The 14192-nt window shown below is 38.8% G+C and carries 13 protein-coding genes and 1 pseudogene; 13 read left to right on the top strand and 1 reads right to left on the bottom strand.

Annotation, left to right across the window (positions count from 1 at the left end):
- The first annotated feature begins 6 nt into the window (after positions 1-6).
- The 6 genes from RCG22_RS09145 to RCG22_RS09120 all read left to right on the top strand — a co-directional run bounded on the left by RCG22_RS09145 (position 7) and on the right by RCG22_RS09120 (position 4944).
- Positions 7-474, top strand: a complete 468-nt coding sequence (locus RCG22_RS09145) for a cytochrome c oxidase subunit II (protein ID WP_098260961.1) — start codon at positions 7-9, stop codon at positions 472-474.
- A gap of 14 nt (positions 475-488) precedes the next feature.
- Positions 489-2171 carry a cbb3-type cytochrome c oxidase subunit I gene (locus tag RCG22_RS09140; RefSeq protein WP_308106595.1) on the top strand — a complete coding sequence of 561 codons (1683 nt, stop codon included), beginning with the start codon at positions 489-491 and terminating at the stop codon, positions 2169-2171.
- A 102-nt stretch (positions 2172-2273) separates the two neighbouring features.
- Complete coding sequence (locus RCG22_RS09135; protein ID WP_308106594.1) at positions 2274-2906, top strand: SCO family protein; 633 nt, start codon at positions 2274-2276, stop codon at positions 2904-2906.
- 2 nt (positions 2907-2908) lie between these two features.
- The gene (locus tag RCG22_RS09130) at positions 2909-3466 is read left to right on the top strand and encodes a hypothetical protein (protein ID WP_308106593.1); all 558 of its coding nucleotides are present in this window, start codon (positions 2909-2911) and stop codon (positions 3464-3466) included.
- A 168-nt stretch (positions 3467-3634) separates the two neighbouring features.
- Positions 3635-4195, top strand: a complete 561-nt coding sequence (locus tag RCG22_RS09125) for a LemA family protein (RefSeq protein ID WP_176525496.1) — start codon at positions 3635-3637, stop codon at positions 4193-4195.
- Positions 4195-4944, top strand: coding sequence for a TPM domain-containing protein (locus RCG22_RS09120; RefSeq protein WP_308106591.1), 750 nt, complete (start codon positions 4195-4197; stop codon positions 4942-4944). The genes RCG22_RS09125 and RCG22_RS09120 overlap by 1 nt, the downstream gene beginning before the upstream one ends.
- A gap of 65 nt (positions 4945-5009) precedes the next feature.
- Here the strand turns inward: RCG22_RS09120 and RCG22_RS09115 are convergent, their stop codons facing one another.
- Positions 5010-6110: an AI-2E family transporter gene (locus RCG22_RS09115; RefSeq protein ID WP_308106590.1), complete on the bottom strand. Its 1101-nt coding sequence runs from the start codon at positions 6108-6110 to the stop codon at positions 5010-5012.
- A gap of 184 nt (positions 6111-6294) precedes the next feature.
- Here RCG22_RS09115 and yknW point away from each other — a divergent pair, with 184 nt between their 5' ends.
- The 7 genes and pseudogenes from yknW (at position 6295) to RCG22_RS09080 (ending at position 14122) form a co-directional block, all read left to right on the top strand.
- Positions 6295-6966 (top strand): YknW family membrane protein, encoded by a 672-nt coding sequence (yknW, locus tag RCG22_RS09110; protein WP_308106589.1) that lies wholly within the window; start codon positions 6295-6297, stop codon positions 6964-6966.
- On the top strand, positions 6966-8096 hold the full coding sequence (locus RCG22_RS09105; RefSeq protein WP_308106588.1) for an efflux RND transporter periplasmic adaptor subunit: 1131 nt from the start codon (positions 6966-6968) through the stop codon (positions 8094-8096). The genes yknW and RCG22_RS09105 overlap by 1 nt, the downstream gene beginning before the upstream one ends.
- A pseudogene (locus tag RCG22_RS09100) lies at positions 8093-8784 on the top strand (ABC transporter ATP-binding protein). The gene RCG22_RS09105 and the pseudogene RCG22_RS09100 overlap by 4 nt, the downstream one beginning before the upstream one ends.
- Positions 8781-9974 (top strand): ABC transporter permease, encoded by a 1194-nt coding sequence (locus tag RCG22_RS09095; protein WP_308106587.1) that lies wholly within the window; start codon positions 8781-8783, stop codon positions 9972-9974. Before RCG22_RS09100 ends, RCG22_RS09095 begins: the two are co-directional and overlap by 4 nt.
- A 180-nt stretch (positions 9975-10154) precedes the next feature.
- Positions 10155-11318 (top strand): tryptophan synthase subunit beta, encoded by a 1164-nt coding sequence (trpB, locus tag RCG22_RS09090; protein WP_098260970.1) that lies wholly within the window; start codon positions 10155-10157, stop codon positions 11316-11318.
- Positions 11319-11567: 249 nt separating this feature from the next.
- The gene (locus RCG22_RS09085) at positions 11568-12188 is read left to right on the top strand and encodes a YitT family protein (RefSeq protein WP_308106586.1); all 621 of its coding nucleotides are present in this window, start codon (positions 11568-11570) and stop codon (positions 12186-12188) included.
- Between the two features lie 293 nt (positions 12189-12481).
- Positions 12482-14122 carry a long-chain-fatty-acid--CoA ligase gene (locus RCG22_RS09080; protein ID WP_308106585.1) on the top strand — a complete coding sequence of 547 codons (1641 nt, stop codon included), beginning with the start codon at positions 12482-12484 and terminating at the stop codon, positions 14120-14122.
- Positions 14123-14192 lie beyond the last annotated feature (70 nt).

Below are 14192 nucleotides of genomic sequence, written 5' to 3'. Positions count from 1 at the left end.
AAAGGGATGAAGATGCATCTTGATGAAAAAATTTGGCTGACCATAAGTTTTGGGATAATTATGATGTTTATGTTTTTCACAGGCTATCAGGCATTTGCCTTGGATATGGCACCACCAAGCAATAAGGAAATCATTGATCCACAAAAAGTAGATCAAACAGCGCCATTCGATAAACCAGGTGTTAATAAGATTGGTGAAAATGAATATGAAGTTGTTATGACATTACAAGCGTTCAGTTTTAATCCAGGCAATTTTGAGGTGCCAGCAGGATCAACTGTGCATTTTACTTTAACATCAAAAGATGTTGTACACGGATTTGAAGTTGCCGGAACAAACCTGAATGCAATGGTTATGCCAGGCCATATTCAAAAGATCACACAAAAGTTTAATAAACCGGGAACTTACTTAGTGTTATGTAATGAATATTGCGGGGCTGGACACCAAGCAATGAGTACAACGATTACGGTTAAATAAAGGGGGGAAATAAGATGCAAACAGCAAAATCGCAAACATTAAAAGATAAAGCAAATAAAGTAATGGGAATAAGCAAAGAAGATGCCATATTAACGAAATCATATATATTTGTAGCATTTGCAGCCTTACTGCTTGGCGGAATTTTAGGACTTATCCAAGGGCTTAACCGTGCAGGACTGTTAGAATTGCCATCCTGGCTAAACTATTATCAAGTCCTAACCGCTCATGGTTTAATATTAGTTGTCGTATTAACTGCTTTCTTTACAATTGGCTATTTTTATGCCAGTCTTTCACATACTTTAGGAGGGCTTCTTCCAAAAGTGAGAACGATGGCGTGGATTGGCTTTGGATTGAAGATTGTCGGGTTTGTTTTGGCCGTAATTCCAATCATCATGGGTGATGCATCTGTAATGTATACTTTTTATCCGCCAATGGCAGCTGCCCCAATGTTTTATATTGGGTTAGCATTAATTGTGGTTGGGGTTTGGATGTGTGCGTTCGGTGCCTTTATCCAAGTGGCGAATTGGAGAAAGAATAACAAAGGGCAACATGTACCAATCCTTGCTTACTTTGCTACTGGTGTATTTATCCTATTATTTTTCGGTTCGGTGCCTGTTGCTATAGAAGTAATCGTTATGATTATTCCTTGGTCATTTGGCTGGGTTAAAACCATCAACGTCATGGTTGCTCGTACACTATTTTGGGCTTTTGGTCATACATTAGTTAATATTTGGTATTTAACAGCCGTTTCGGCATGGTACGTAGTAGTACCAAAAATTATCGGTGGAAAACGCTGGAGTGATACATTAACTCGTGTCGTAATTATTGGCTTAGTCGTCATGAACATTACTGGTGGATTCCATCACCAAATTGTTGACCCGGGAATTGCAGAATCCGTTAAATTTATGCACGTATTTATGAGCTTAGCTATCGGCTTCCCATCATTAATGACAGCATGGGCTATGTTCGCAGTATTTGAGAAAACAGCTAGAAAGCAAGGCGGAAAAGGACTTATTGGCTGGTATAAAAAAATGCCATGGGGGGATGTTCGTTTCCTAGCTCCAATGATTGCGATGATTGCTTTTATTCCAGCCGGTGCAGGTGGAATTGCTCAAAGTACCAATCAACTAGATCAGGTCGTTCATAATACAATGTGGATTGTTGGTCATTTCCATTTAACACTTGGGATGTCGGTTGTAATGACATTCTTTGGAATTAGTTATTGGTTAGTTCCATATATTTCAAAACGTGTCTTAACACCACAAATTAACAAATTAGGTGTCATTCAAACTTGGATCTGGACAATAGGTATGATATTTATGTCGGGCTCGATGCATTGGGTTGGATTACTTGGTTCTCCGCGTAGAACTTCATTTACAACGTATGGAGACAATGCAACTGCATTAAGCTGGAGTCCCTATTTAATGTGCTTGGCGGTAGGGGGAACACTGTTACTTATTGGCGTTCTACTTCAAGTGTATGCCGTTGTTAATATGATGTTCTTTGCACCGAAAGGGGAAACAGAATTCCCGATTGCTGAGGAAGAAGAAACTGCATCTAAAACTCCCTATTGGACTGAACGCTGGGGCTTATGGATTGTTGTCATGCTTTTAGTTGTCGCAATGGCCTATGTCATTCCATTAACGGAATTTATCGTCAATGCACCACCGGGGTCACCTCCATTTAAGACTTGGTGATATAAAAGTAAAGAGGTAGCTCGTTGATTTTGGGCTATCTCTTTATAGTTATTTAGAGCTAGTATGCAAGTGGAAAATCAAAAGACTTGGGAAGTGATCTTCATGATCAAAACCTGGCATAATACATTTGCTTGTTTTCTTGTCCTTTTATTTGGATTCGCCTTATTCTATTTTGGAACCGATGGCTTTCAGGCATTTACCGCGGAATCTGCTAGAGTAAATAAACTAATAGACGAGAAACCTAAATTTCCAGATGTAACCTTTGAAGATAGTAAGGGGCGGAAATATTCGATTACTGAATTTGAAGATAAATATGTTTTTATTACATTTTTATATACATCCTGTACAACGGTTTGCCCGCAGCTGGAAATGAACATGTCAAAAGTTTATGATAAGGTACCATCCAAATATATAGGCAAAGATGTTGTCTTTTTAAGTATTAGTTTCGATCCCACTAGAGATGATCCATCGACATTAGAAAAATACCGTGGCTATTTTAATAGTGATGGTGAAACCTGGAGGATGGCGAGAATTGCTAATCAATCAGAGTTAGATTCGTTATTAAAAGCGTTTGGAGTCATTGTGATTCCTGATGAAAATGGAAACTTTGCACATAATTCGGCTTTTTATTTAGTGGATAAAAAAGGCAGTCTGCTTGATGTCTTAGACTATAAAAGAATTGATGAAGCTGCTAATAAGCTCATAGGGATTCTTGACAAGGAAGCAGGTGAATAGTCATGAAGCAATTCCTATATGGCCTATTGATCCTTGTTTTCCTTGCACTGCCTCCTGTCGCGAACTTAATGGAATCAGTGATGATTATACACATGCATATGCAAATGCCCTTCTTGATTTTTACAGGCTTTCTATTTGCTCGCTTGTTCCAACAGCGCTTGCCTCGCTTTTTTGAAAAATGGAATGGGAATGGAATACCGGGAATTATCTTATTTGTTATGATCGTCACCTATTGGACAATGCCACGATCAATGGATGAAGCTTTGACGACACAAGGGATGGAAGTTTTTAAATTTATCAGTTTACCAATATTAGCAGGCGTGCCACTAAGGGATAGTTGGAAAAAACTTAAACCAATTGTGAAAAATATCGTTTTTTATTTTTTTATTTTCATGTTTTTTGGAATGGGCTGGTTATATATCGATTCCCCTGTGCAACTATGTAACAACTATTTAATCATTGAACAAATCACACTTGGCTGGGGATTTATTACAACAGCAATCTGTATGGTTATTTATTTGGTCTATGTCGCCTTTGTTGACCCAACGAAATATGAATGATTGGTTGAAAATAATGAGCCCATTTCTAACTGGATTGGGCTCTATTTCTCGTTATCTACGAATGAAATGTAAAATAAAGTATAAATGATATGTGTTGATAAATGAATAATATTTAATTTTGAAATATACTAAGTAGGAAGGGACGTGATGAATTTGAAAAAAGGATATATGGTGATTGGAATCATTGTCGCGGTTATTGTTATTTTTGGTGCCATGATTATTTCCAGCTATAACTCTTTTGTCAATTTAGAAGAAAATGTAGATCAGTCCTATGCACAAATTGAAAATCAACTGCAAAGAAGACTTGATTTGATTCCGAACTTAGTAAATACAGTTAAAGGTTTTGCCTCTCATGAAAAAGAAGTGATTGCATCGATATCGGATGCCCGCGCCCGACTGGCTGGTGCGAATACGCCAAAGGAACAAGCGACAGCAAACTCAGAATTATCAGGTGCTTTAAGCCGATTGCTTGTCGTAGTTGAGAATTATCCAGATCTAAAAGCCAATCAACAATTTACTCAATTAATGGATGAACTGGCAGGGACGGAGAACAGAATTTCAGTCGCACGCAAAGATTACAATGATCAAGTGGCTGTTTATAATAAGAAAATAAAGAGCTTTCCAGGTGCTTTGATTGCAGGTATTACTGGATTTGATGAAAAAGAATATTTTAAAGCCGACCCTAGTGCGCAAGAAGCGCCAAAAGTTGACTTTGGGGGCAATGAATAATGAAAGCGAAACGGGTCTTCAGCCTTTTATTGGTGTTTTTCACTTTTTTTATAAGTGCTGTAAATACACATGCTGAAGAAGTCCAAATTCCAGCTCCAGTTGGAGACATATATGTACAGGATTTTGCTAATGTATTAAACCAAACAGAAAGAACGGAATTAATCAATTTAGGCAGAAACATTGAAGACCAAACAACGGCACAAATCGCTGTTCTAACTGTAAGTACGATCGGGAATCGACCGATGGAAGAGTTTGCGAATGCTGCTTTTCGTCAATATGGAATCGGAAACAATGAGAAAAACAATGGTGTATTGCTCGTCATATCCTTGCAAGAACGCAAAGTGAGAATTGAAGTAGGCTATGGACTTGAAGGAAGAATTCCAGATGGAAAAGCAGGCCGGATTCTTGATGAATATGCCATTCCATATTTAAAAAATCAACAACCGAACACAGCTATTGTTGAAACCTATAAAGCTTTAGCAAAGGAAGTCCTTGCTGAGTATGGCAAAGAAGGAGACGTTAATAAGCAGACAGAGGCAGCTGGTGAAAAAGGATTAGGTATTCCCGGTTGGTTAATGGTCATTGTTATTATTGGCGTTGTATTTTTAGATTTCAAGTTTTTTGGAGGTACACTCACCTATCTTCTCTTGTCTATTATCTCCAGAGGTGGGGGCAGAGGAGGCGGTGGTGGTTCTCGAGGGGGCGGAGGAGGTTCGTCCGGTGGCGGTGGTGCAGGCCGGGGATGGTAACATCTTAGCTGGAAATTCGTAAAAAAACTGTTAGGAGACATTTCTCTTAACAGTTTTTTGTATTCTTAGGGTTGGTCAGTGATCGTTGCCATTTTTCGAGCTTTTAAAAACTTTAATACGTTCAAAACAATCGTCTTAACTACTGCATAAAACGGTACAGCCAAAACCATTCCCAAGATACCAGCCAAATTTCCGGCGGCCAGCAAGACAATAATGATTGTCGCAGGGTGGGTATCCAATGATTTTCCGAGGATGAGCGGAGATAAAACATTGCCTTCAACTTGCTGTGCAATAACGATAATCACGATAACCAATAAGGCTTTGGTAGGAGAATCAAAAAGAGCAACAATCACCGCCGGGGCACCACCGAGAATGGGCCCGACATAAGGAATTATGTTCGTAAACGCTACAATCAAAGCCATAACTAACGCAAATGGCAAGTCAATAATCAGGTAACCAACAAAAGCAAGTGTTCCTACTGACAGGGCTACAATGACTTGTCCTTGAATATAGGAAGAAAGTGTTTCACCTGTCTCTTTTAACATCATCAACCCGGCTTCTCTATAAGTTGCAGGCAGGAATTTAGTGACTGCCTTAGGGAACTTATGTCCATCCTTAAACATATAGAACAATAAAAAAGGTACGGTTGCTAAAATGATTGCAATATTAGAGATCACACCGAGAATATTTGTAATACCGCCGGTAATTCTGTCTGGTAAGGTGTTTGCGTAGGCAATCAGTTTTTGTTTCCCAGTTTCTAAAAGGTCGTTTTGCTCGTTCATGACCCATTTGAATTCAGTGCTTCGTGATAACTTGTCAAAATACTGCATTGTTTTGTTGGCATAGTCAGGAAGCGCATTGGCAAGGGCGGTAAATTGCTCTGTAATGGCAGGGACCAAATTGACAATTGCTAATACCAGAATGCCTATAAACACGACATAAATAATGAGGATAGCAAGTAGTCTGGGCACTTTGTGACGATGAAGGAGATTAACGACAGGATTTAGTAAGAAAAAAAGAAATCCTGTAATCAGTATAGGAAAAAAAATAGTCGAGAAAAAGATGCCAATGGGCATGAATAAGAATGATATCTTTGTTGAAACAAAGATGATTGTTAAAATCAAAAGTATTTGGATTAACCCGTACTGAAATTTTCTTTTTGACATTATATTCCCCTTTTACTTTTAATAGCTAAAATTATATCAAAAACATGGAATAGAAGCCAAACTATAGTATATTTTTGAAATCATTTTTGGTGTCAGGCACCACTAGAAAAAAATGAAACTTTCGTCTCATTTTATCGTATACTTAATAGGAATATTTTACATAAGTGGAATAGGGGTGTTAAACATGGAATTGCAAAAAGAAGTGAATATTTTGAATGAGAACCCGAAGTTATTGGGAATGTTTACAAGTCCCGGTTTGCAGTTTGAGAGGATTAAGCAAAGCCCGAAAATATGGGTACCGCTTATTATAATTAGTTTCCTCTATGTGATAGGTATGGCTTTTATGGCACTGTCTTTGGATGCAGATACTTTAATTGAACAGGGAGTGCCAAAAGACCAGATAGATTTGGTTTTAACAATTACTAAAGTAACAGTTATGGTAACAGGGATTATTACGCCGATTATTGGAGTGTTAATCAGCTGTGCTATTCAATTAGCGATTGCAAGAATTGCAAGTTCAACGGTTTCTTTTAAACAATTACTCTCGATGAATACGTATATTATGATTATCGGGGCAACTGGTTTAATTTTAAATATGGCCATTAGCTATGCAATTGGTGGAAATCCGGAAATATATATTACTAGTTTAGCAGGGGTGCTGAATCAGGAAAAAGCTGGTGTACTAGGTTCCATCGAGGTATTTGGGATTTGGTCCGTGGTGTTGACTGCACTTGGACTTAATAAAACAGCACAATTTTCTAAAGGGCTCGCATGGACGATAGCCATCATATTCTTCCTCATAAGTATTGGTTTTGGTTTGATTGGAACTCTCCTACAAGGAGCGTCGAAGTTATAATGAAAAAGAAAACTTGGATTGCGCTTGGTGTAATTATTTTGGTCATTTCTATGATTTCCGTTAGTGTCTACCGGCAGGTTTTTGCAAAAGGACCTTCCGTTAAAACCACAGAAATCAGTCAAGAGGAAATCTCTTCACTATTAATGATTCCTGGAACGGTGAAACTTCCGGAGGAGCAAATGGTATATGCAACACCTGAAAAAGGGGAAGTCAAGGAACTACTAGTCAAAGAAGGCCAGACAGTAAAGAAAGGCACTGTCCTGGCCAAACTGCAAAACGCACAGCTTGAGCTTGAAATTGAGCAAAATAAATTATCTGTCGAATCTGCAAATTTAAAGATCGACCAAATAGATAAGAAACTTGATCAATTGAAAGATAAAGAAAAGACGTTAAGTGAGCAAGTAGGAGTAGGAAAAAAGGAAGCAAAGAAACAGCTAGCTCCTGAATTTGAACAGCTTGAGATGGAAAAAAAGTTAGCTAACATCGAACTAGAGCAAACAGAACTTCAAAAAGACCTGATAAGTAAAAAACAAGATGAATTAAAGATTAAGAGTACAATCGCAGGTATCGTATTAACCGCAAAGAAGCCATCATCATCTTCGATCGAAGCAGCAAATGAGCCTATTATACATATTGGTAAGTTAGAAGGAATGACAGCATCGGGGCTTTTGTCAGAATACGACACACTAAAAGTTAGCAGTGAACAAAAAGTGATTCTTCGATCGGATGCAGTCCCTGGCAAAGAGTGGCAAGGTGTTATTACCAAGACTGCTATTTTACCTGATCAAAGCCAAACGAGTTTGCAAAATGGCACCCAGGCCGTTCAGTATCCCGTCACCGTAAAAATTTCTGGTGATACCAAAACGTTAAAACCAGGCTTCCAAGTCATCATGGAGATTGAAACAGATAAAAAAACAGCGATGGTCCTGCCGCTAGATACATTATTTGACGATGGGGATAAGCCATATGTATATCTTGTAAAGGATGGAAAAGCCCGAAAGCAGAATGTCAAAACCGGCATTACATCAGGGAAGAAGATTGAAATCCTTGAAGGTGTTTCAAAAGGAGACCAAGTCATTGTTAATGGACCTGATATTATTAAGGATGGGTTGGAAGTGACAGTCAAATGATCCGGCTAGAATCCATCACTAGATCGTTTTTGCTTGGTAAAGAAAGTGTCCCTGTCTTAAACGGTATCGATCTCATGATTCACGAAGGTGAATTTGCTGCCATTATGGGTCCATCTGGTTCAGGTAAATCAACCTTAATGAATATTATCGGCTGTCTGGATAAACCGACTGAAGGAGAGTATTTACTTGGCGGTGAAAATGTATCGCATTATAATGACAAGGAATTGGCACGGGTTAGAAATCAATCAATAGGATTTGTCTTTCAACAGTTCCATTTACTGCCACGTTTGTCAGCTTTAAAAAATGTCGAACTACCAATGATTTATGCCGGAATCTCAAAAAAGAGCGCCAGGCCCGTGCGGAAGAAGCATTAATAAAAGTCGGACTTATCGATCGAATGAACCATCTTCCTAATGCCCTATCAGGGGGACAAAAGCAGCGGGTTGCGATTGCTAGAGCGATTGTCAATACACCTAAACTAATTTTAGCTGATGAGCCAACGGGTGCTCTTGATTCAAAAACCAGTAAGGACATAATGGAACAATTTAAGGAACTGAATGAGGAAGGTGTAACCATTATCGTTGTTACCCATGAATCTGAAGTGGCGGAATACGCAAACAGAACGATTATGGTTAGAGACGGAAGGATTCTGTCTCCTTCTGAGGGTGGAAGGGGGCAAAGTAAATGAGTTTTATGGAAAATCTGTTTATGGCATTAAGCTCCCTTAAGGCTCATAAAATGCGCAGTATTCTGACGATGCTTGGAATTATTATTGGTGTCGGTGCTGTCATCATCGTGGTAGCTATCGGGCAGGGCGGAGAGGCGATGTTAAAAACACAGATTACAGGTCCGGGAAATACAATTCAATTGTTTTATCAGCCTTCAGATGAGGAAATTCGAGCAAACCCTAATATATTTCAACAAGCTCCTTTCAAACAGGAAGATATCAGGGCGCTTGAACAAATTCCGGAAATAAAGAGTGTAGTTGCATCCAGCACTAAATTGTCAGCCATTCGATTCCAAAAGGAAACAGGGGATGTATCGACAACGGGTATTAATCAAGCATATCTTAAATTAAATGAGCTGAAGGTTGACAAGGGAAGGAATTTTTCTGTTTCTGATTTTTTAGGCGGCCGGAGGGCAGGGCTAGTTAGTAATAAATTACAAGAGGAAATATTTAAAGGGAAAAATCCAGTTGGTAATGTTGTTATGGTTGCTAACCAGCCAATCGAAATTATTGGGGTCCTGGAAAAACCAACCGGTCTCTTTTCCTTTGGTTCAATGGAGGTTTATATCCCATTCCAAACCTGGAAAACTATATACGGTAGCAGCGATTTTACCCAAGTAACCCTGCAAGTTGCTTCGGCTGACCAATTGCAGGTGGCAGGTAAAAAGGCAGCAAAGCTTTTAAATAACCTGCATAATACGGAAAAATCTTACCAGGTTATCAATATGGAAGAAATCGCTCAAGGAGTAGGACAAATCACAAAAATTATGACCTTAATTATCGGCAGTATTGCGGGGATATCTTTATTTGTTGGCGGGATTGGCGTCATGAATATTATGCTCGTATCAGTGACCGAAAGAACAAGAGAAATAGGAATCCGGATGGCACTGGGGGCCACACGAGGTCAGGTGTTAACACAATTTTTAATTGAATCGATGACACTTACTTTTATTGGGGGAATCCTCGGAATCTTACTTGGCTGGGGAACGTCAACAATAGTGAGTTTCTTTGCAGGCTGGCCAGCCTTGGTATCTTGGCAAGTAGTGCTAGGCGGAGTGCTATTTTCGATGGTCATTGGGGTGTTGTTTGGGCTGCTTCCAGCAAATAAGGCATCTAAACTAGATCCTATTGATTCCTTGAGATATGAATAAAGAGAAAATGCAAGAATCTAGTGAAAAAGCCTGCAAATATTACTTTGCAGGCTTTTTCAATTAGATCAGGAAAGTTATTGGTTGCAGAAAATAGACAGTATGGTAAAATAATTAAAGGAATATTCAGTTAATTAGTTAGAGACTAGTTCAAATAATAGTTTAGAAGGAGTCGAGATGAGCATGGAAAGAGTTAGTGTAGAGAAGAAAGGGTATTTTGGAGAGTTTGGCGGGAGTTTTGTACCTGAGGAGCTACAACTTGTAATGAACGAATTAGAAGAACAATTTTTCCGTTATAAGGATGACCCGGAATTTATTGAGGAATTTAAGTATTACTTAAAGGAATATATAGGCAGAGAAAATCCGTTAACCTTTGCTGAAAATTTAACGAAACAAAATCAAGGGGCAAAAATCTATCTGAAACGAGAAGATTTAAATCATACGGGGGCACACAAAATTAATAATGCCATCGGTCAGATTCTTTTAGCCAAACGAATGGGAGCGAAGCGAATTATTGCTGAAACGGGAGCAGGTCAGCACGGTGTGGCAACTGCAACCGCATGTGCCATGTTCGGGATGGAATGCATCATTTATATGGGCAAGCTGGATACGGAACGTCAAGCGCTTAACGTCTTTCGAATGGAATTATTAGGAGCGAAAGTTGTACCAGTAGAAAAAGGGCAGGCCCGCTTAAAGGATGCGGTTGATGAAGCATTAGGCGACTTGGTCCAAAACTATAAAAATACCTTTTACCTATTAGGTTCAGCTGTGGGTCCACACCCATATCCATCGATGGTCAAACATTTTCAATCAATTATTAGTGAAGAGTCGAAGCGCCAGGTTCTTGAAAAAGAAGGCAGGCTTCCGACAGCGGTGATTGCCTGTGCGGGAGGCGGAAGTAATGCCATTGGGGCCTTTGCCCATTATATTGATGAAAAAGACGTGCGTTTAATTGGGGTAGAACCCGCGGAGGCACCAACTCTGACTGAAGGTGTGCCAGGTGTAATCCATGGTTTTAGATGTTTAACATTACTAGATGAAAAGGGCGAGCCTAAACCAACGTATTCAATTGCTGCAGGACTTGATTATCCTGGTGTCGGACCAGAGCACAGCCATTTGAAAACAAGCGGGCGTGCTGAATATGTAACCGTAACAGGGCAGGAAGCACTAGAGGCCTTTCAAGTGTTAAGTAAGACGGAAGGCATTATTCCTGCTCTAGAAAGTTCTCATGCTGTAGCATATGCGATAAAGCTGGCTAAAGAATTAGCTACCGACGATATATTGATTGTTAACCTATCAGGTCGTGGCGATAAAGATGTGGAGCAAGTATTTAAGATGCTAAATTAGTAATCACACATAAAAGGACAAGTCGATAAAGGGCTCGTCCTTTTGTTGTTTCAATAGTTGGATAGAGTCATTATACTAGAATCTGTTTCATAAAAATTCACCTAAAGAGCAGTTAGTAACAAATGTAAAGTTTGTTCCTAGCGGCTCTTTTATTTTTACAATTGAAGTCATAGCGAATGATTATATTTTTACCGAATATATTTAATACACGTGTCACTTCATTTAAGGGCAAAAAGGGGACAAGTAAATATGAATAGGAAACGCATAAAATATTATTCTGACTTTTCTAGATCAAGTGAAACTTCTCTTTTTAAACGGCTATGGTTTATTTTATGCGGGGTATCACTTGTTGCAATTTCACTGCAATTATTTCTAGTGGAAAATTTCGTTATAGATGGAGGGATTATTGGAATTAGCATCCTTCTTTCCCATATTACAAATCAAGAAATTGGATTATATCTATTACTATTAAATACTCCCTTTTTCTTAATAGCCTATTCATTTCTAGGAAGAAGATTTCTAATGTTGAGTCTTTTTGCCATTCTTGTTTTATCCTTTGGAACACACCTATTAGAGAATTTTCCTGTCATTACACATAACCCTTTTTTAGTGATTATTTTTGGAGGAATTAGCTTGGGATTGGGGGTCGGAATAACGATTCGGTGTGGAGGCTGTTTAGATGGTACGGAAGTTTTAGCAATTCTTTTTAGTAAACGCAGCACTTTTTCGATTGGACAATTTATTTTATTCTTTAACTTATTTATCTTTATTTTCTCCATTACCATCCTTGGTTTAACTGAGGCAATATACTCATTGGCAACCTATCTGATTGCGTTTAAGACGATTGATATTACGATTCAGGCTCACTAGTTCGGGTAGTATTTCCACTTTATTTAACGAAGTTTTTACAAATTCGATTCGGTCGGTATTCAAATAAATTTCACAAATAATTGTTATGATTTTGTGAACAATTGATACAATTCTGGCATTGTTCGACAGATGCGCTTTGGAAAACGGGGAAGTAGACTGAGCGGTATTCTTATTTTTATAAAACCCTGAAGTTATTGAGGAATATTGTCGAGAATGTCACGTTTACAAAATTCTCGATTGAAACAATAATTTAAATGGATTTAAAAATTTGAATACCTGAGGAGGATTTGTTTATGGTATATCAGCAAAAGCCCTGGTTAAAATTGTATGATCCAAGAGTATCTGAGAATGTATGTGTAAAGCATGAGTCGTTGTATGATTTCTTAGAAGGCGCAGTACAACGTTTTGGAGATAAACCGGCATTTACTTTTTATGGAAAAGTTTTTAGTTTCACAGAAACAAAAATCATTGTCGATCGGTTCTCATCATCATTACATAAGCAAGGCTTTAAAAAAGGTGACCGGGTAGCGATTATGCTTCCCAATAGTCCTCATTATATTTTCACGTTATTTGCTATTTTCCAGTTAGGGGGAATTGCAGTACAAGTGAATCCGATGTCCGTGGAAAGGGAAATTGCCTATGTTTTGGACGATTCAGGAGCCAAGTTCTTGGTAGCGTTAGATTCATTTTATCCTAAAGTCAAAAGAGTTCAATCAGACACAACTTTGAAAAAAGTTATTGTTGTTAGTTTTGGAGGGGAAAGAAAAGAACTAGGAGAAGGCGACCAATATTTTGAAGAGGTACTACAGGTGGACATCGATATTCCAGTAGTTGAGATTGACCCGCATGAAGATGTAGCCGTTTTACAATATACCGGTGGAACAACGGGTGTTCCTAAAGGAGTGATGCTGACACATTATAATCTATTAGCTAATTTTAATCAGGTCTGCGACTTTATCTATAACACATGTGAAGATATCCCAGAATCTTTTAAAATAATTACTGTTCTGCCTATGTTTCATGTTTATGGACTTTCGAGTGTGGCCCTTTGTGGAATTCGAGAAGGTGCCAATCAGATTGTCTTACCACGGTTTGATGTACAAGAAGTAGTTGAAACGATTAATCGGGAAAAACCATTCCTTTTTGCAGGCGTCCCGACTATGTATTTTGCGTTAAATAGCCAGCCGGAATTAATAAAGAATTCTTGGTTAGATAAAATGTGGTATGTTGGCAGTGGTGGTGCTCCATTACCAGTTGAACAAGCAAAAACATTTGAAAAATTAACTGGGGCAACACTATTTGATGGGTATGGCCTTTCTGAGGCAGCACCAACAGTGGCGTTTAATCCACCGTTTGTCCCAAGAAAATACGGCAGTATAGGGATCCCTGTTCCAAGCACGGTGGTAAGGATTGTTCGCGAGACAGAAGACGGTGAATATATTGATGTTCCCGTTGGTGAATCTGGTGAGCTAATCGTCAGTGGTCCTCAAGTAATGAAGGGGTACTGGAATCGGCCAAAGGATACAGAAGAGGTATTAAAAGATGGCTGGTTATTTACTGGCGATATTGCCAAGATGGGTGAAGACGGCTATTTTTACATCCTTGACCGCCAGAAGGATATGATTATTGCGAGCGGATACAATGTTTATCCACGTGAGGTTGAGGAAGTCCTCTACATGTTAGAAGGGGTCGAAGAGGCCATTGTCATTGGTGTTCCGGATACCTACCGCGGGGAAACCGTGAAGGCGTATATAAAACCTAAACAAGGCTATACACTTTCTGTGGACAAAATCATACAGTTTGCAATGGATAACCTTGCGCCGTATAAGGCACCAAAGGAAGTTGAAATTCTTGCTGAATTACCAAAATCGTCAGTGGGTAAATTGTTAAGAAGAGTACTTAGAGATGAAGCGATTTCGAAGGTTAAAGCTTAAAAGAAAGCAGGAAAATCTCATCTTATTATACGAAAATGCCCGATCCACTTTGAGACCGGGCATTTTTTAA

Source organism: Neobacillus nitrireducens, from assembly GCF_030915405.1.
In the GTDB taxonomy this organism is placed as follows: domain Bacteria; phylum Bacillota; class Bacilli; order Bacillales; family Cytobacillaceae; genus Neobacillus.
This window is presented reverse-complemented; position numbering and strand designations above follow the sequence as displayed.

What these genes read in the sequence shown, in the direction of transcription:
- RCG22_RS09125 (WP_176525496.1), top strand. Translation starts at nt 3,635, where the DNA reads ATGGTGATTGGAATCATTGTCGCGGTTATTGTTATTTTTGGTGCCATG.
- RCG22_RS09135 (WP_308106594.1), top strand. Translation starts at nt 2,274, where the DNA reads ATGATCAAAACCTGGCATAATACATTTGCTTGTTTTCTTGTCCTTTTA.
- RCG22_RS09120 (WP_308106591.1), top strand. Translation starts at nt 4,195, where the DNA reads ATGAAAGCGAAACGGGTCTTCAGCCTTTTATTGGTGTTTTTCACTTTT.
- RCG22_RS09080 (WP_308106585.1), top strand. Translation starts at nt 12,482, where the DNA reads ATGGTATATCAGCAAAAGCCCTGGTTAAAATTGTATGATCCAAGAGTA.
- yknW (WP_308106589.1), top strand. Translation starts at nt 6,295, where the DNA reads ATGGAATTGCAAAAAGAAGTGAATATTTTGAATGAGAACCCGAAGTTA.
- RCG22_RS09145 (WP_098260961.1), top strand. Translation starts at nt 7, where the DNA reads ATGAAGATGCATCTTGATGAAAAAATTTGGCTGACCATAAGTTTTGGG.
- trpB (WP_098260970.1), top strand. Translation starts at nt 10,155, where the DNA reads ATGGAAAGAGTTAGTGTAGAGAAGAAAGGGTATTTTGGAGAGTTTGGC.
- RCG22_RS09115 (WP_308106590.1), bottom strand. Translation starts at nt 6,110, where the DNA reads ATGTCAAAAAGAAAATTTCAGTACGGGTTAATCCAAATACTTTTGATT.
- RCG22_RS09105 (WP_308106588.1), top strand. Translation starts at nt 6,966, where the DNA reads ATGAAAAAGAAAACTTGGATTGCGCTTGGTGTAATTATTTTGGTCATT.
- RCG22_RS09085 (WP_308106586.1), top strand. Translation starts at nt 11,568, where the DNA reads ATGAATAGGAAACGCATAAAATATTATTCTGACTTTTCTAGATCAAGT.
- RCG22_RS09095 (WP_308106587.1), top strand. Translation starts at nt 8,781, where the DNA reads ATGAGTTTTATGGAAAATCTGTTTATGGCATTAAGCTCCCTTAAGGCT.
- RCG22_RS09130 (WP_308106593.1), top strand. Translation starts at nt 2,909, where the DNA reads ATGAAGCAATTCCTATATGGCCTATTGATCCTTGTTTTCCTTGCACTG.
- RCG22_RS09140 (WP_308106595.1), top strand. Translation starts at nt 489, where the DNA reads ATGCAAACAGCAAAATCGCAAACATTAAAAGATAAAGCAAATAAAGTA.